Origin of the sequence: Clostridium malenominatum (genome assembly GCF_039521365.1) — a bacterium.
Classification (GTDB): Bacteria; Bacillota; Clostridia; order Clostridiales; family Clostridiaceae; genus Clostridium_AW; species Clostridium_AW malenominatum.
The window spans coordinates 344,798-363,255 of sequence record NZ_BAAACF010000001.1 but is presented as its reverse complement, the minus strand read 5'-3'; the positions used below and the strand labels follow the sequence as shown (position 1 = coordinate 363,255).

At 30.9% G+C, this 18,458-nt stretch carries 18 protein-coding genes and 2 riboswitches; of the genes, 3 read left to right on the top strand and 15 right to left on the bottom strand.

Features of this window, described 5'->3' with window-relative positions; all coding sequences use genetic code 11:
• Nucleotides 1-12: 12 nt before the first annotated feature.
• From guaB to ABDZ69_RS01780, 12 genes are all read right to left on the bottom strand, one after another.
• Entirely contained in the window at nt 13-1,467 is a 1,455-nt protein-coding gene (gene guaB, locus ABDZ69_RS01835) for an IMP dehydrogenase (protein ID WP_343765893.1), read from the bottom strand.
• A 104-nt stretch (nt 1,468-1,571) separates the two neighbouring features.
• Nucleotides 1,572-1,669: riboswitch (purine riboswitch) on the bottom strand.
• A 74-nt stretch (nt 1,670-1,743) separates the two neighbouring features.
• A complete protein-coding gene (locus ABDZ69_RS01830) occupies nt 1,744-2,505 on the bottom strand; it encodes a prepilin peptidase (protein WP_343765891.1) in 762 nt (253 codons plus the stop codon).
• 38 nt (nt 2,506-2,543) lie between these two features.
• Nucleotides 2,544-3,209, bottom strand: coding sequence for a hypothetical protein (locus ABDZ69_RS01825; RefSeq protein WP_343765889.1), 666 nt, complete (start codon nt 3,207-3,209; stop codon nt 2,544-2,546).
• 13 nt (nt 3,210-3,222) lie between these two features.
• Nucleotides 3,223-4,611: a hypothetical protein gene (locus tag ABDZ69_RS01820; protein WP_343765886.1), complete on the bottom strand. Its 1,389-nt coding sequence runs from the start codon at nt 4,609-4,611 to the stop codon at nt 3,223-3,225.
• 24 nt (nt 4,612-4,635) lie between these two features.
• Nucleotides 4,636-5,826: a type II secretion system F family protein gene (locus ABDZ69_RS01815; RefSeq protein ID WP_343765883.1), complete on the bottom strand. Its 1,191-nt coding sequence runs from the start codon at nt 5,824-5,826 to the stop codon at nt 4,636-4,638.
• Entirely contained in the window at nt 5,816-7,489 is a 1,674-nt protein-coding gene (locus ABDZ69_RS01810) for a GspE/PulE family protein (RefSeq protein WP_343765880.1), read from the bottom strand. The genes ABDZ69_RS01815 and ABDZ69_RS01810 overlap by 11 nt, the downstream gene beginning before the upstream one ends.
• Nucleotides 7,490-7,517: 28 nt before the next feature.
• Nucleotides 7,518-9,344: an Ig-like domain-containing protein gene (locus tag ABDZ69_RS01805; RefSeq protein WP_343765877.1), complete on the bottom strand. Its 1,827-nt coding sequence runs from the start codon at nt 9,342-9,344 to the stop codon at nt 7,518-7,520.
• Between the two features lie 2 nt (nt 9,345-9,346).
• Nucleotides 9,347-9,784 (bottom strand): hypothetical protein, encoded by a 438-nt coding sequence (locus tag ABDZ69_RS01800; protein ID WP_343765874.1) that lies wholly within the window; start codon nt 9,782-9,784, stop codon nt 9,347-9,349.
• A gap of 100 nt (nt 9,785-9,884) precedes the next feature.
• Complete coding sequence (locus ABDZ69_RS01795) at nt 9,885-10,322, bottom strand: type IV pilus modification PilV family protein (protein ID WP_343765872.1); 438 nt, start codon at nt 10,320-10,322, stop codon at nt 9,885-9,887.
• Nucleotides 10,323-10,444: 122 nt separating this feature from the next.
• The gene (locus ABDZ69_RS01790) at nt 10,445-11,002 is read right to left on the bottom strand and encodes a type II secretion system protein (RefSeq protein WP_343765870.1); all 558 of its coding nucleotides are present in this window, start codon (nt 11,000-11,002) and stop codon (nt 10,445-10,447) included.
• A gap of 157 nt (nt 11,003-11,159) precedes the next feature.
• On the bottom strand, nt 11,160-11,657 hold the full coding sequence (locus ABDZ69_RS01785) for a prepilin-type N-terminal cleavage/methylation domain-containing protein (protein WP_343765867.1): 498 nt from the start codon (nt 11,655-11,657) through the stop codon (nt 11,160-11,162).
• A 15-nt stretch (nt 11,658-11,672) separates the two neighbouring features.
• Nucleotides 11,673-12,128, bottom strand: coding sequence for a prepilin-type N-terminal cleavage/methylation domain-containing protein (locus ABDZ69_RS01780; RefSeq protein ID WP_343765864.1), 456 nt, complete (start codon nt 12,126-12,128; stop codon nt 11,673-11,675).
• 66 nt (nt 12,129-12,194) lie between these two features.
• Nucleotides 12,195-12,280, bottom strand: a riboswitch (cyclic di-GMP riboswitch).
• A 134-nt stretch (nt 12,281-12,414) separates the two neighbouring features.
• On the opposite strand from ABDZ69_RS01780, the gene ABDZ69_RS01775 reads away from it, so the two are divergent.
• Both ABDZ69_RS01775 and ABDZ69_RS01770 read left to right on the top strand, forming a co-directional pair.
• Nucleotides 12,415-13,152 carry a tRNA lysidine(34) synthetase gene (locus tag ABDZ69_RS01775; protein WP_343765861.1) on the top strand — a complete coding sequence of 246 codons (738 nt, stop codon included), beginning with the start codon at nt 12,415-12,417 and terminating at the stop codon, nt 13,150-13,152.
• A gap of 78 nt (nt 13,153-13,230) precedes the next feature.
• Complete coding sequence (locus ABDZ69_RS01770) at nt 13,231-14,991, top strand: GGDEF domain-containing protein (protein WP_343765858.1); 1,761 nt, start codon at nt 13,231-13,233, stop codon at nt 14,989-14,991.
• 40 nt (nt 14,992-15,031) lie between these two features.
• On the opposite strand, the gene groL is transcribed toward ABDZ69_RS01770, so the two are convergent.
• Entirely contained in the window at nt 15,032-16,657 is a 1,626-nt protein-coding gene (gene groL, locus ABDZ69_RS01765) for a chaperonin GroEL (protein WP_343765855.1), read from the bottom strand.
• A 30-nt stretch (nt 16,658-16,687) separates the two neighbouring features.
• The gene (gene groES, locus ABDZ69_RS01760; protein WP_343765852.1) at nt 16,688-16,972 is read right to left on the bottom strand and encodes a co-chaperone GroES; all 285 of its coding nucleotides are present in this window, start codon (nt 16,970-16,972) and stop codon (nt 16,688-16,690) included.
• Nucleotides 16,973-17,285: 313 nt separating this feature from the next.
• On the opposite strand from groES, the gene ABDZ69_RS01755 reads away from it, so the two are divergent.
• Nucleotides 17,286-17,912, top strand: coding sequence for a TIGR01906 family membrane protein (locus ABDZ69_RS01755; RefSeq protein WP_343765850.1), 627 nt, complete (start codon nt 17,286-17,288; stop codon nt 17,910-17,912).
• Here ABDZ69_RS01755 and ABDZ69_RS01750 read toward each other — a convergent pair.
• Nucleotides 17,909-18,430, bottom strand: a complete 522-nt coding sequence (locus ABDZ69_RS01750; RefSeq protein ID WP_343765848.1) for a TVP38/TMEM64 family protein — start codon at nt 18,428-18,430, stop codon at nt 17,909-17,911. The genes ABDZ69_RS01755 and ABDZ69_RS01750 overlap by 4 nt on opposite strands.
• Between the last annotated feature and the right edge of the window lie 28 nt (nt 18,431-18,458).

Genomic DNA, 18,458 nt, shown 5'->3' with positions numbered 1-18,458 from the left:
ACCCTCCAATTATTATTGTCCTACACTATAATTTGGTGCTTCTTTAGTTATTACTATATCGTGAGGATGGCTTTCTCTTAGACCTGAAGAAGTCTGTTCTACGAATGTAGATGTTTTATATAAATCCTCTAAAGTTCTAGCTCCTAAGTATCCCATTCCTGAACGTATTCCACCTATTAGCTGATATATTGTATCTGCTACTACTCCTTTATATGGAAGTCTTCCCTCTACTCCTTCTGGTACAAGCTTTTTACCCTCTTCTTGGAAATATCTATCCTTACTTCCGCAAGCCATAGCCGCTAAGGAACCCATTCCTCTATATACTTTATAGCTTCTTCCTTGATATATTTCTGTTTCTCCTGGAGATTCTTCACATCCTGCAAACATCGAACCCATCATACATACCTTAGCTCCTGCTGCTAAAGCTTTTACTAAGTCTCCTGAGTATTTAAGTCCACCGTCAGCAATGATTGGCACTCCATGTTTTTCAGCTTCTTCTACGCAATCCATAACTGCTGTAAGTTGAGGCACCCCTACTCCCGCTACTACTCTAGTAGTACAAATTGATCCTGGTCCTATACCTACTTTTACGCAATCTGCTCCTGCAAGAATTAAGTCTCTTGTCGCCTCTGCTGTTGCAACATTTCCTGCAATAACTTGAAGTTCTGGATATACTTCTTTTATTTTTCTAACTCCATCTAAAACTCCCTTTGAATGTCCATGAGCTGTATCTATAGTTATTACGTCAACTTGAGCATCTACTAAAGCCTTAACTCTTTCTAGCATATCCCCAGTAACTCCCACTGCAGCACCACATAAAAGTCTTCCTCTAGAATCCTTAGCACTATTTGGGAATTGCTTAACTTTTTCAATATCTTTAATAGTTATTAATCCTACTAAATTGAAATCATCATCTACTAGAGGTAATTTTTCTATTTTATGTCTCATCAATATATCTTTTGCTTCTTCTATAGTAGTATTTCCTGGAGCTGTAACTAAGTTTTCTTTAGTCATTACTTCTGAAATCTTTTTAGAATAGTTGTCTTCAAATACTATGTCTCTATTTGTAATAATTCCTACTAGTTTTCCATTAGTTGTTATAGGAATACCTGAAATTCTGTATCTACTCATTAAATTTAATGCATCTTGTACTGAATTTTCTGGGGATAAAAAGAAAGGATCTGTTATAACACCATTTTCTTGTCTTTTAACTCTGTCAACTTCATAGGCTTGCTGCTCTATAGACATATTTTTATGTATAATACCAATGCCGCCTTCTCTTGCCATAGCAATAGCCATCTTTGATTCCGTTACTGTATCCATTCCCGCACTCATTAATGGTATATTTAACTTGATTTTTTTAGTTAAGTAAGTAGCTAAGCTTGCGTCCTTAGGTAATATTTCAGATTTGTTAGGAACTAATAAAACGTCATCGAAGGTGTATCCCTTTTTTAAAATAATCGCCATAATTATTTACACTCCTTTATATTTAAGTAAATTATATTTTATTTTTGCCTAAATAGAAAAAAACATGCTAATTTCTCCATAAGTGAAATTAGCATGTACAATTTCCATGCAACAATTTCACCCATAGTCAGGAATTTACGGCTCCCGGTAGATACTCCCTGCCATATTCAGGGGATATATGAGTATGTATATTTCGATAAAAAACGAACTGTTTACACTATTTTAGTGATATTTTTGCATTTTGTCAATTATTTTATGCAAGGTTTTTGAAAGATTTTATATCATATTTATATAATGTGAAATGTAAAGGTTTATAATGGAATCTCCCATTAAAATTGCAAAAAAAGTACCTAATGCAATAAATGGACCAAAAGGAATAGGATCCTTTCTACCTTTCCTTTTAGACCAAAGAAGAAATATAGAAATTACAGCACCTATTATAAAGGATATAAATATCATTAAAAAAGAAAGCTTAAAACCTAAAAATAGTCCAGAAACAAAAATTATTTCTACATCTCCCCAGCCCATACCTTTAGTTAATAATATAATAACTGTAATAATAAGAGCAGGAAACACTGCTCCTAAAAGATAGTACAAATAATTATTAAGGCTATATCCCTTAGTAACTCCTTCTATTACTAAAAAAATTACTCCACAGACCGCTCCAAAAAAAGTTATTTTAAAATAAACCTCCATGGTTTCTAAATCTATTAAAGCAATTACAAACATTATAGACATAAGAGTTGTATATTTTAAAGTTTCTAGAGAAAAGCCATACTTTAAGCTTATTAAAAGAAATATTATCCCTACAGCAAGCTCAATTAAAGCATATCTAGAAGATATTTCATCACTACAATATCTACATCTCTTCTTTAAAAACAAGTAGCTAAATATAGGAACTAGATCCTTAACCCCTAACCTATGTCCACAACTAGTACAATGAGAGGGTGGATAGGCTATGCTTTCCTCTCTTGGTATTCTATAAATACACACATTCAAAAAGCTACCTATACATATTCCTATAATAAACACAAACATATACATCAGTATTATATAGAACAAAAATATCTTCTCCTTTATCTAAACATTGCTGGAATAGAGTCAAAACCTATTATGTTAGGATAAAACTTATATTCTTTTAACTTATTTACTTCTTCATTGGTAAGTTTCATATAATGATAAAAAGTTATTTCACTTTCAATATTATTACCCCTTAGAAGAAGTAAACCCTTATTTTCTCCTCCTAAACCTATGGAGGAAAGTCTGATACTTTTTACATTTAACTTTCTTTGGGTTATTTTGTCTAAGCTTTTTATATATTTTTCTATCTTACTTTTTTCCCCGTTTACTTTTAAAATAATCTCTAAAGTGGTTATATCTTCTTCTTTACCAGGTTCTAACTCTGCTAAAGAAAACTTAACTTCCTCTCCACTTATATCATAATCTTGGCAAGATTTATAAAAATCATAGACTAGCTGTGGAGTGTCTATCTCTCTAGCAATTAACTTTTCTATTTCTTCTGCCTCTTTTTTTAAAACCTGATTTTCTTCCTTCTCCTTCTCTATACTACCTTTAATTTTTATAAGCTCTTCTAGTTTACTTTCCTTTTTTTTATAATCTTCTTCCACACTCTTAAGCTCACTATATTTAGGAAGAAAAATGTATTGGTAAAGTAGATAATTTAAAGGTAAAGCAATTATAATTATTAAAAATATTACTATGCTTCTATTGCTTTTTTTCACAAATTCCCCCCCTTTATTGAGGATTTCTTATCTCTAGTAAAATAGTATCTTTATTTTCTGTATCATCTAGCTTAATACTTTCTATCTCTAGTTTTTTAAATAAATTCATTTTATTTAAAGCTACATATAAATTAACTCTATCCATAGTACTATTATTAATATTTACCTCTAGCTCTATTTTATCTTTCTCTATATAAATACTCTCTATTAAAATATTAGAAGGTAATCCTTTTCTTAGTTCCTCTAAATAGTATATATGGTTTACCCCTTCTAATTTAACCTTTCTTAAAAATTCCTTATCCTTTTCATAGGAAGCTCTTTCCTGCATAATAAAATTGTGTTCCTCTTCAAATTCCCCTAAGGATTCTATTCTCTTAGTTATACCTGCTAAATCATAACTTAATATTTTTTTCCTTATTAAATAATTTGACACACCTATCCATGTAATGGTTAAAATAATCAAAGTGACAGTTAATGCTATATATTGTCTCTTATCTCTGGTTCCCTCATCGAACTTACTTAATTTAAGAGCTTTCTTGAAATCAATACCCTTAAAATCCTGGGCAAAAACATCTGAAAAAAGAGCTCCTTTAGAAACAGTTCTTATACCTACTTCCATAGGTATGTCAATTTGCTCTCTTAAGTTTTCAATAATTTCTTCATGTTCAGCTAGTTTACCTAATAGAATTATCTTGTCTACTCTATTTCCAAAATGTCTTGTGGAGTAAAAATTTAGAAAATAACTTATATTGTCTACAATTTCATCATAGTTATCGTAAATATCTCCATCTACATGGGAAGTAGAGTTCAAAAACAATTTATTTCCTTCTAAAATAGTAATGTTATTAACATCCTTGACATAATCCACTATAGCTATACTCTTCTCCGTTCTTTTTTGAAGTAGACTAGCTAAAGCTTCAGGATATATTGTAATTTTTTCTGTATCCACATTTAAACTTTGTAAATACCCATGTATATCATCTAATTTAATTTTCGGGATTACTGCTAATAATAAGCTAATCTTTTTTACCTTATCCTTAGATATCTCAACTATTCTATAATCATAGTAATACTCTTGTATGTTTACTGTAAAATAATCATTTATATTGTTTTTTATAAATGACTTTAATTCCTTCCTCTTCATATAAGGAACTTCTACTAACCTTGTAATTACTCCATCTAATCCAAGTATTGCTACTGCTTTTCTGCTCTTTACCTTACTTTCTTCTATAAACTTTTTAGATTCGTTAATAAGGCTTTCTCCATTATAAGCACCACCTTGCGATGGATTAATCATTAATGTCTTATATTCCATTAGTGTAGACTTTTTAAGTGAATATTTCATTAGAACTATATCGATATTATCTTCATTAAATCTAAATACTATTTTTTCTTTAGCCAAAGTCAACTCCCCCATTTGAAACTATTAGTTTATACCATTTGACATTTGTAATATTGGCATAGCTATAGCAATTATAATAATTCCTACAAACAGTCCTATAATTAGAGTAAATACAGGTTCCACTAAAGTCATTAATTTATTTATATTACTCTCAACCTTTTTATCATAAATATCCGTTAATTTAAAAAACATCTCCTCAAGCATGCCTGTTTCTTCACCAATTTTAATCATTTGTATAGTAAGAGCATCAAAAAGTCCTTCTCTCTCTAAAGCTTCTCCTATACTTATTCCATTTATAATTTCGCCCTTTGCAACGTTAATCTTATATCCAATATATTTGTTTTCAATAATTTGCTCCACACTCTCTAGTGAATTTATTATGGGCACTGCTGATTTTGTAAAAATAGCCATGCTTCTAGAAAATCTATTTATAATCACATTCTTTTTCACTTCACCTATTACTGGCAAATTTAAAGACATCCTATCTATACTAATTTTAACTGAAGGTATTTTTAAAATATAATTTAATAAAATAAGAAGTAAAACTATTCCTATTAAAATAAATATCATATTTTTGTTCACAAAATTCATAGCCCCTAATATAACTTTAGTTATTAAAGGAAGGTTTTCTACATCTGAAAATATATCCGTAAGCTTAGTTAATATAAAAAAGTTAAAGAAAAGCATCATACCAATGGTTAACATAAACAAAATCCCAGGATAAATAGCCGCTCCCTTAATTTTACTCTTCACCTGAGCCTCTCTTCTATAAAAACTTTCCATATTATATAGCACTTCATCAAGGTTTCCACTAAGCTCTCCTGAATACACCATGTCTATAAGTAGTTTTGGAAATATTCCTGTAGCCCTCATTGAGCTAGCAAAAGTTTGCCCTTTTCTTAATCCTATAAGTACTTCCTCCGCTGCCTTCTTAAGCTTTTTATCCTGGTGAGATATTATTTCCAGTCCCTTTATAATACTTACCCCTGTGCTAATTACAATGGCTACTTGCCCTGAAAAGCTTGCTATATCTTCATCCTTTAGAATTTTTTCACCTAGCTTTAAATTTTCTTTAAGACTCTTTTTGATGTAGATTATCTTTAATCCTTTTTCTCTCAATCCCTGTGTTGCAGTTTCTAAAGATTGCTCTTCTATATATCCTTTTGCAATTTTAAAGTTCTCATCACTTGCTTTATATACAAATTTAATAGCCATAGGTTACCCTCAACATTTCTTCTACGGTAGTTATTCCTTTAATAACTTTTTCAATACAGGAATCTCTAAGTAATAGAGTGCCATTTTTCATAGCCTCCTCCTCTATTGCTCTTTCACCTTTTCTTAAATCAATTATATCCTTCATTTCTCTACTTACTTCTATTATTTCAAATATAGCCGTTCTTCCTTTATATCCTGTGTTATTGCAAATATTACAACCTTTACCTCTCTTTAAAAGGATTTTTTCATTCAACCCTAAAATTCTCATATCCTTTTCTTCAGCCATATATTCTTCCACACAACTTGGACAAATTTTTCTTACAAGCCTTTGAGCCACCATTCCTATTACAGTTGAAGAAAGCAAAAATGGCTCCACTCCCATATCCTCTAATCTAGTTATAGCTCCCGATGCATTGTTTGTATGAATAGTAGATAAAACTAAGTGACCTGTAAGGGCTGACCTCACAGAAATTTCTGCGGTTTCATTATCTCTTATTTCTCCTACAAGTATAATATCAGGGTCCTGCCTTAAAATACTTCTCAGTCCTGAAGCAAAGTTAAAGCCTATTTTATTATTGACCTGCATTTGATTTATTCCTTTAAGGTTATACTCCACAGGATCTTCTATGGTTACAATATTTTTAGATTGATCATTTAATAAATTTAATACGGAATACAAGGTGGTAGTTTTACCGCTACCCGTTGGACCACAAACTAATATGATCCCATAAGGCTTTTCAATAATTTTTTTAACCTGCTTTTCTTCTTTAGGATTTAAACCTATTTTATCTAGTCCAAAGGAAAAATTACTCTTATCAAGTATTCTCATAACGACTTTCTCACCTAAAATAGTAGGTATTATGGAAATTCTTAAATCAATATTTTTTCCCTTTCCCCTATAATTGACCCTTCCATCCTGGGGCATTCTTTTTTCTGCTATATTCAACTCTGCCATAATTTTAATTCTACTTATTACAGCTTCAATCATTCCGATATCAACTCTAATCATCTCTCTTAAAACACCATCTATCCTATACCTAACTCGCATTTCATTCTCTTCTGCCTCTATATGTATATCTGAAGCATTGTTGAGTAGAGCATTATCTATTACTGTATTAATAAACTTAATTATAGGAGCTGCCTCTTCCTCCACTTCCTCTTCTACTTCCCCCACTGGTTTTTTATATCCGTATACTCTCCCATAATTCTCCGCTGCCTTTTCCGCCTTACTCTTTCCATAATATCTTTCAATATTTTCTAATATAATATTTCTTAACGATATAGCGGTTTTAACTACATACCCTGTAACAGCTTTAATATCCTCTATGGCAAAATAGTTAAGTGGATCCGCCATAGCCACAAGCAGTCTACCATTTATAATATCTATAGGCAGTAATTCATATTTTCTAGCCATATTTTCTGGAATTATTTCTATTATCTCAGGCCTTATGGTTAATTCATATAAATTTATATAATCTATTCCTAATTGCCTTTTTACCGCATCTACAATTTGTTCTTCTGTAGCAAATCCCTTTGTTATAAGAAGAGTTCCAAGTTTTTCTCCTGTTTCTCTCTGAACTTTTAATGCTTTATTTAAAATTTCCTCTGTTATAAGTCCAGAGTCTATTAGTATTTCTCCAAGTCTTTTTCTTTTTTTCACCATAAGTCCCTCCTTATAATGTATTTTAAAATCAATTTTTGAAAGGTAAATCTCCTAAGTTAAAGGGTGTAAATCTTACTCTTACATTCCCAGTTAACTCCACTTCACTTGCCACTATAATGCCTGTAAAAGTTGAGCTTCCTTCTATTGTAACTTTGCCATTAGGTGCAAATAACATGCCACTAACATGGACATTCCCAGATAAAATTATATTACTTTTACTAACTACATTTACGTTTTCAAAGCTTTGCCATGTCGGAAAGTTATAACTATAGCTAGTAGAGGATAAAAGCTTCATACCATTTCTAGCTGTCCTATCACTAGTAAATCCTCTTCCTGCATACCAAGCATCCATCTCTAAAGAAGGTATTGAAGCTATTGGAAAGTTTATACTAGAAGCCTCTGTGCTATTTATAGGTTTAGTCCACCAGCTTGGTACATCAAAATCCCCTGTATAATATAATTTTCCATAAACATCTGCTCCACCATCTATCTTAAAATTTCCATTTAGATATATACTGCTGGTATTATTATAATTACCTATGGTTGCACTACCAGTTAAATATAGATTATTATTGATAAAAATTTTATCAGATAGAATTTTTATATTATTGGCTAACTTTCCAGAGTCCAATATATTTTCTTTTATAATTACAGTAGAATTAGGTGCCTCTATAGCAGCACTTCCATCCATTTTTATCCTTTTTGTCAATACTACAACATCTTCCCATTTACTTTTGTCCATGAAGTCAATAAAAACTGGGTTACTAACACCATCTATACCATGAGATGAGTTCCCTGTAAATCCGGTATTCTTTACAATAATAGTAATATTAACATCATTAGAATCACTATGGTTTATTGCTTTCCCTGTTAAAGTAATAGTTAATTCCTTTGAACTGGATCTATAAACTATAAAATCCATACCTTGAGGTAAGCCATCAATAATAACATCATTTTTATTAATATGGTTATCGAAATTTCCAGCACCATAATTCAATACAACTTTTATTATATTATTCTCCAAGCTTCCGTCATTGGATGAAGATTCTTTTAAGACTATAGGTGAAGCCGTAAGCATGTCCTCTCCTGAAATAACTATAGCTGTAGCGGGGTCACTTTCTATTTTATCTGGAGCTAAAGCTGTTACAGCAATAACATCCTTATTTATCAATGGTGAATTTAATGTGACTATATAATGACCACTACCATCCGTCACCCCCGTACCTATTATGTTGCTACCTTTTCTAATGGTAATATTAGAATTAGGCTCTGCAGTTCCACTTATAGTTCTCTCTCCTTCAAAAAGAGGTATATCTATAGTAGGAGTATTTGTTTTAATTATTGGATTGGGAAGCTCTACTAAAGCTACATTCTTTTTTGTACTAACCTTAAAATTAGTTACTCTATCTTCATTAAATTTATCCTTATGAGTAATTGTAACATCGAATAAGTTTTCCAAACTTTCTATCTTCAACCCTAAATCAGGAATATTTTCAATCAAAACAAATTTATCTTTACTATCTTGCCTAAATATTTTATATACTTTTTCCCCTTTTATTTCTCCTAATTCTTCTCTAATATACTCAACTTTATTTCCTTTTTCTTCTATGGAATATAAAGTACTCCCTGTATCAAATTTAGTAAGCTTATCACTGCTCTTTAAATCCTTAGTAATCCATTCTACTGCTAATCTTATATCATTTTGTTTATTTACATTGTTTATTCCTTTATTAACAAATAAGGTAGAGGAGTGCATAAGAGAATAGGAGGTACCTACAACGAAAGCAAATATGCCTATAGCTATAACAAGTTCTACTAGAGTAAATCCTTTTTTATAGCTTTTTCTCCTCTTCATAATCATCCCTCTTCCCAAGTAATTATATCTCCAGTTTGTAAATTAAATTGTACTTTTATAGTATAATTAACGCTACCATTAACTATAGCCCGGGAAATAATTTCTCCTATTTTGCTTTCTTTATTTATATTTCTGTAAGAATAGTCATAATCCCCTATGCCATCTATCTTTCCTAAACCATTAAAATCTTCCACCTGAGGGTCTGGTTCTTCTTCCGTAGGAGTCAAATTGATAAGTTTATTATTGTAAAGATAAAAAACCTCCTCAACTCCTGCTTCCGCCAACTTTTTGACAGCAATTTTCTCCCTTGACCTTTTATTAATAACAATCTCATTATTTATAGATATAAGAAGGGCTGCACTTAAGCTTATAATAACAATACCCACAATAATTGCAATAGCTAGTGCATAGCCTTTTTTGTTTTTATTTATAACCCTCACCCCATTTTGAGTTTTTTAGATTTTTAGTGTTTTAGTTCCTTAGTTATAGTGGAAATTCCTACGGAATTTCTTCATTATCTATTGTCTAAAAAATTATTAACTAATTAACTAAATAAAGTTTCGTTCCCATCTTTATCAATTTTCCGTCCTGAGGTTTAACTTCCATAATAATATCTATAAGTTCTCCCACTTCACTGCTTTCTGTTATAGTCAGTCTAATATATACATCATATTTTATGTTATCTTTAATATGGGTTTTAAAATATCTTCCTTCAGTTAAAGTAAAATCCGATGTTTTAATAAAACTCTCTAGGGTAGCAAAATCTTTTATAGAACCGCTTTCTTTATTAGATTTTATCACTTCTAAATAGTTTTGAGCAATAATACTGCCTTCTAAACTTTGCTTATTACTATTGCCAACTTTAATACTTGAATAAGCTACTGTGGAAAAAATAGCCACAGTACCCATTATTAATACCATAGCTATAATTACTTCTACTAAAGTGAAACCTTTTTTGCTTTTGTTTATTTTAATCATGTAATCAATCCTTCTTTAAGATGATTAGGTTTTTAAATTTTTAGTTGGTTAGTTAGTGTGGAAATTCCAAAGGAATTTCGTCCTAAACTATTTAACTAAAATACTATCAACTAGGAAACTAGTTAGTATAGCCAGTCCGATATTTTTAACGTAACTTTTTTCTTACCTGGATATACATCATCACTTTGTATACCGTTAGGATTACCATTGCCTACAGCAACCTCAAAAGGGCTTTGTTTTATCAACTGTTCTGCACCCTTTTCCGTAACTCCATGTATAGTTATATATATCCCTGCCTTAACTCCATTTGCATTATTATTACTACCATCTGTAGTTGGCGCCCAAGATTCATAATCATAAGTTCCACTCCATGCAGTTTTTTTGCTTAATGGAGCATCTAAATATGGCCCGTTCCATCCATTGGGTAATGAAGAAGGTGTTATTCCAAATCCAGGATCTTTTCCTTCATTTACATCACCTGGAAAACTCCCTACATCTGCATAATATTGCAATGCCGCTGTCTTAAAAACTTTCATATCATTAATAGTTCTGCTAACCTTAGACTTTTCTATGGCAGTAAAGGCTTTTGGAGCTATAATAGCTGATAAAATTGCAATAATTGCTATTACCACAAGAAGCTCCACTAGAGTAAAAGCTTTTTTATGTTTTTTTAAACGCATGATTTTATCCATCCTTTTTTTATTAGTTTTTTAGTTTGTTAGCTGTAGTGGAAATTCCCTAGGAATTTCATCTCGAACTATTCAACTAAAAAACTATTAATTAGTAAACTGAGAAAAAAAGCATTAGAGCATTAAAGCCCTAATGCTTTTTTGAATGTTATTGTTCGGAGATTATGATGTATACAATGTCTGAATTTGAATTATATCTAACTATACCAGTGTTTCCATTTTCATTTCCATCTAAATCAGCATCAAGTCTTTGTATTGCTTTTGCTGGCACTTTATTTAATTCTAGATATTTATAGTTTTTATTGACCTCTGGAGTAGTTACTGGCAAACTATCATTCTCTACTCCTACATTATTTTTAAATGTATAAGTTCCACCCCAAGGATTTTTACTTGGCCACTTTTCTAAGTAATCAGTTACAAAAGCTGGATTCGCATTTGTAGCTGGAGTAGTAGCCCATTGTCCATTATCTGCATAATGACCCAATGCTGCTGTTTTAATTGCTTTATAGTCTGACTCTGCTGTAGCTACTTTACTCTTTTCAATTGCTTTAAATGCATTTGGTGCTATTATAGCTGCAAGAATTGCAATTATAGCTATAACTACTAGTAATTCTACTAGTGTAAAACCTTTTTTAATATTTTTCATAATTAACACCATCCTTTATTCAGAAATAATAATTGTTACTGTCGTTGGATATGATGTTGTGTATGTCACACTTCCACCTACATTACTAACAGTTCCATCTAAGTCCAAATCTATTTTTTCAGCTGCACTTTTAGGAACATTAGTTAATTTTAAAAATTTACCACTTGCACCTAAAGCGTAAGTCCCACCCCAAGGATTTTTACTAGGCAACTTTTCTAGATATGAACCATTCCATCCAGCTACGGGTGGATCGCTAGTTAAATTATCCATACTTGCTGGCCATTTACCTGTATCCGCATAATAATTAAGCGTCGCTGTCTTAACCGCTCTATAATCCGACTCCGCTGTTGCCACCTTACTCTTCTCTATTGCCTTAAATGCATTTGGTGCTATAATCGCTGCAAGAATAGCTATGATTGCGATAACTACTAGTAGTTCTACTAGTGTAAAACCTTTTTTAGTTCTTTTCATATTTTACCCATCCCTTCTATTTTTTGTATGTAAAATTCTATAAAAAAACCTATATTCATAGCACTATGAATATAGGGTAGGTTGCATCACTAACTCCATGCATGTCCAAGATGCCCAAATACAACATGCACTTCTCCGTTCCCCTTAATAATTAATATTAGTTGATTATTATTTTACCATCTTTATTTTGTAAAAACAATAGATAATATATGGACAACTTGCCTATATTATTATATCATTTATAAATATTATGTACATGTAAAATTTACCGAGAGGAAGGAAATTTATGATAATTTTTCAACGAAAATATAATAGAATGTTTCTCAAAAATGCTAGAGAAGCAATTTCCACTTATAACATGATAGAACCTGGCGATAGAGTTGGAGTTGGCCTTTCTGGTGGTAAAGATAGTATATTTTTATTATACGTTTTAAAGCTTATTCAACTTACCGCTATAAAGGATTTCTCTATAATTGGAATAAATATTGATATGGACTTAGGTATGGATCTTTCTCCCTTAAAATCCTTTTGTGAAGAAAATCATATACCTTTAATTATAGAAAAAACTAATATTGGAGAAGTAGTTTTCAATGATAGAAAAGAAAAAAATCCTTGCTCCCTTTGCTCTACCTTAAGAAAAGGCGCTTTAGTTAGAATTTGCGAAAGTAACAATATTAACAAATTAGCTTTAGGTCATAATAGTGATGATGTTATAGAAACTTTATTTATGAATATTTTAAAGGTGGGGAAACTTGGAACCTTCCACCCAAATATACATTATAAAGATAAGGGCATTAATATAATAAGACCTTTAGTTTACATAAGAGAGGATTTTATCGAAAAATTCGTTAAAGATAATAATCTTCCCGTTATTAAAAGCCTTTGCCCTGTAGATAAAAAAACTACTCGTGAAGAAATGAAAAACATCCTTATAAAATTAGAAGAAAGTTATCCCGATGCTCAAAGAAAAATACTAACATCATTAACAAATCTAGACATGAAAAACCTCTGGGACCAGAGGTAAAATTAACCTGTAATTAACAAACTTGCCTTTAGTTATAACATAGCTTTGATATACTATGTGTTAAATAGGGGTGATATATTGAATAATTTTTTTCACGAACTGGAAAATATACTAATTAATGAAGCTATAAGCACTGTATTTCAACCCATAGTTTCTCTTAAAGATGGCAGTATTTTAGGCTACGAAGCTTTGTCCAGAGGTCCTAAGGATTCCCCCTTAAATTCTCCTGATAAGCTGTTTAGCTGTGCAAAAGAGTATAATAAGCTTTGGGAAATCGAAAAGCTTTGTAGAGTGAAAGCCATAGAACGAAGCAGTAAAATCAATAAAAATACCTATTTATTTTTAAATGTGGATCCTCACACTCTAAAAGATGAAAAGTTTATAAAAGGATTTACAAAAGAATTTTTAAGAAAACATGACATCTCTCCGAATATAATTATATTTGAGATTACTGAGAAAACATCTATAGATGACTATAAAAGTTTTAAGCATGCCTTAAATAATTATGTTGAACAAGGCTTTAAAATAGCTATAGATGACACTGGCGCTGGATATTCTGGATTAAGAACCATAGCTGAAACTAAACCTAATTATATAAAAATTGATATGGATATAGTTAGAAATGTTCATGTAGATTCCTTTAAACGTTCATTAATCAAATCTTTAGTTTGCCTTTGCGAAGATACCAATATAAAATTAATCGCAGAAGGCATTGAAAACATGCATGAACTTAAAGAGCTTATTGAATTGGGAGTTTTTGCAGGACAAGGTTACTTTATTGAAAAACCTCGAGAAGGTTTTCAAGACATTGATGCGCAGATTAAAAATTTAATTAGTAAATTATTTAGGGAAAAGAAAACTTATTCTGACTATCATAAACGGAATATAATAGGTGATATATCCTCTTATTATCCTCCCTTCAATACAGATACCTCTTGCGGATTTTTAAAGAAACACCTAGAAGAAAATATTGTTTTTGGTGCTTGCATTATTTCAAATAATAAACCTATTGGGCTAATAATGAAACATTCTTTAGATGCTATTTTATCCACTCAATACGGAGTTTCTGTATTTTCTAAAAGGGCTGTAACCTCTGTAATGGATAGAAATCCGTTGATTGTTGATTATTATACTTCTATTTATGAAGTATGTGATATGGCTATGAATAGAGAGGAAAACAACATATATGACAAAGTGATTATAACTAAAGATGGATGCTATTATGGTATGGTTACTATTAAGAATTTACTGCAGCACACCACTTATTTAAAAACTAATTATTGTCGACAGTTAAATCCATTAACTGGTCTTCCAGGGAACTCATTAATTGAAGACTATCTAAATGATATTATTAACACTAAAGAAAATAACTGTGTTTTATATTTTGATTTAGATAATTTTAAAATATATAATGACATATACGGATTTGAACATGGTGATAAAGTTATTAAATTTACTTCAACTTTAATAGAAAACACCACACAAAACCTTTTTCCTTTAAGTAGCTTTATAGGACATATCGGTGGAGATGATTTTGTTGTTATTATTAAAGATTGCACTCATATACAATGCGAAGATTTATGTAACATCATAATACAAGAATTTGATATGGGTATAAAAGACTTTTTTAATAAAGAACATTTGAATATGGGCTATATTGAAGGTTTAAATAGAAAAGGAGTTTTAGAAAACTATAAATTAACCTCTATATCCATAGCAGGAATATGGGGAAAAACATATACTTATTCCTATATATATGATTTATCTAAAGATATTTCTGCCTTAAAAAGCAAATGCAAATTAGCTACATACAGCAGTTTTTTAATAAATGAAGTATAAAAAAGAAGGGCTCCTCCTATGAGAAGTCCTTCCTTATTTTTTAGTACATTCCGTCCATTCCCATTCCTGGTCCTGGCATAGCTGGGCTGTTCTTTTCTGGAATATCTACTACTGCGGCTTCTGTTGTTAAGAATGTAGCAGCAACGGATGCAGCATTTTGAAGTGCTGATCTTGTAACCTTAGTTGGGTCAACGATACCTGCTTTAATCATGTTAACATACTTTTCATTTAAAGCATCGTATCCTACTCCTGGTTCGCTAGCTCTTACTTTTTCAATTACAACTGAACCTTCTACTCCAGCGTTGTGAGCAATTTGTCTTACTGGCTCTTCTAGAGCTTTTCTTATTATGTTTATACCTACTTTTATGTCTGCAACATCTGAAGTTAATTTTTCAACTTCTTCGATTACACCGATGTAAGCTGTTCCACCACCTGGAACTATTCCTTCTTCAACAGCTGCTTTAGTAGCTGCTAGAGCGTCTTCTATTCTTAATTTTCTTTCCTTTAATTCAGTTTCTGTAGCAGCACCTACTTTTACAACTGCTACTCCACCTGCAAGCTTTGCAAGTCTTTCCATTAACTTTTCTTTATCAAATTCAGAAGTTGTTTCTTCTGCTTGAGCCTTTATTTGATTTACTCTATCTTTAATAGCTGCTTTATCGCCTTTACCATTAACAATAGTAGTAGTTTCTTTAGTTACCTTAACAGATTCTGCTGAACCTAACATTTCCAATGTAACTTCTTTTAAATCTCTTCCTAATTCTTCAGTGATAACTACTCCACCAGTTAGAACTGCTATGTCTTCAAGCATTTCTTTTCTTCTATCACCAAATCCTGGAGCTTTAACAGCAACACAAGTAAAGGTTCCTCTTAATTTATTTACAACTAAAGTAGCTAGAGCTTCCCCTTCAACATCTTCAGCTATAATTAAAAGTTTCTTTCCTTGTTGAACTATTTGTTCTAAAACTGGAAGTAAATCTTGTATGTTTGATATTTTCTTATCTGTTATTAATATATATGGAGAATCTAAATTAGCTTCCATTTTTTCTCCGTCTGTTGACATGTATGGACTTACATATCCTCTATCAAACTGCATACCTTCAACAACGTCTAATTCTGTTCCAAAGCTTCTTGATTCTTCAATAGTTATAACACCTTCGTTACCTACTTTTTCCATAGCATCAGCTATTAACTTACCGATTTCTTCATCTCCAGCAGAAATTGCAGCAACTCTTGCTATGTCTTCTTTTCCATCTACTTGTCTTGAAATCTTTTTAATTTCTTCAACAGCTTTATCTACAGCGATTTGTATTCCTTTTCTAATAAGCATTGGATTAGCTCCTGCTGTAACATTCTTTAAGCCTTCTCTAATTATTGCTTGAGCAAGTAATGTAGCTGTAGTAGTTCCATCCCCTGCTACATCATTTGTTTTGGTAGCAACTTCTTTAACTAATTGAGCTCCCATATTTTCGTAAGTATCTTCAAGTTCAATTTCTCTTGCTATAGTAACACCATCATTTGTTATTAGTGGTGTACCGAATTTTTTATCTAAAACAACATTTCTTCCCTTTGGTCCAAGTGTGATTTTTACTGTGTCAGCTAATTTATCCACACCTCTTTGCATGGATCTTCTTGCTTCTTCACCAAGTAATATGCTTTTTGCCATTTACAAAACCTCCTTAAATACTAATTTAGCTTATTCTAAAACAGCTAGGATATCATCCTGTTTTAAAATGGAATACTCTACTCCGTCAACTTTAACTTCAGTTCCAGCATACTTAGAAAATAACACTCTGTCTCCTGCTTTAAGTTCCATTTTAACTTCTTTACCGTTTACCATTCCTCCTGGTCCAACGGCAACTACTTCAGCCTCTTGTGGCTTTTCCTTAGCACTTCCTGGAAGTACTATTCCGCTTTTTGTAGTTTCCTCAACTTCAATTCTTTTAATAACAACTCTGTCACCAAGTGGTCTAATTCTCATTTAAACCCCTCCTTAATGTTTTTTATATTAATTAAATTAGAAACTTTATTGTTAGCACTCAACAACCTTGAGTGCTAATACAATATAATAATAAATAATAGACTTTATAATAGCAACCTTCACTAGCTACGCTATTCCCTATTATATCACCATTATGGCAAAATATTCATATATATCTTTGTTTTTTGTTATATTTCTGAACTTTCCTTCACTTTCCTTTTTTCACTTAAAAAACTCAGTATTTACATCTTCTTATAAAGCTCTATAATTAAAATAGAACATTTTATAATCCAAGTTTAAAGGAGTACATATTATGAGTAAAAGTTTCAGTAAAATATTTTTTTCTATTTTCATTTCCATCTTCTTCATAACTTCCTCTGTTAAATTAACGGTTATGTTTAAGCCTCTTTATTATTTTAGTATTAGCCATTTAAAAATAGTAGAAACTTCTGGCTTTCCTTTAGATAATATCAAGAAAGATTATAATTATTTAATAAACTATATTTCCTCTCACAGTAAAAGTGAGTTTAAAATTCCAAACCTTCCTTCCTCTAGAGAGGGTGCCGTTCACTTTGAAGAGGTAAAGAATATATTTATAAAATTAGATTACTTATTAATAATAAGCGGATTGCTTTCATTAATAGCTATATATTTTTCCATAAAGAATAGAATTTATACTCCTTTTAAATATTCCAGTATTATTTTAATAAGCATACCAATAATTTTGCTTATTACCTTTTTTATTAACTTTGACAAGGTTTTTGTTATTTTCCATAAGATATTTTTTAGAAATGACTACTGGATATTTGATATAGTAAAAGATCCTGTTATTACAATGCTTCCACAAGATTTCTTTATGTACTGCGGTATTTTAATAAATTTATTTATAGTATTTTTTAGCTTTATTTGTAATCTAATATATATAAAGAACCAGGTTTAAATAATCTGGTTTTCATCTTTTTTCAATATATCTTTTATTATCCTCTCACTTTTTAACACTCCTAATAGGAAAAGTACCGTCATAGTCACTCCTATTATAATTAGCATAGTAGTATTCTTTGTGTATATTCTAGAACCAAAATAAGCGGAAATTACTATACCTGGAATTCTTCCGAAGGTAGAATACAGTGCAAAATTTTTAAAATTAATATTTGAAATGCCGCATATATAAGCTAAAGCATCCTTAGGTATCCCTGGTATTAAATAAAGTAAAAACACTATATAATTAACACTACCTAACTTAAGTATTTTATGAAAATGCTTAACCTGCTTTTTAGATATTATTTTATATACAAAAGGCTTACCATATTTTCTAGATATAAAATAGGAAGCCATTCCCCCTGCACATATACCAAGTAAAGATATTATACTACCATAAACCGTTCCATAAATATAGCCGCCTGCTATTTGTACCACCTCTCCTGGGATAAAAAAAACTATAACTTGAAAAAATTGCATAAAGAAAAACACTAAAACTCCGTACTCA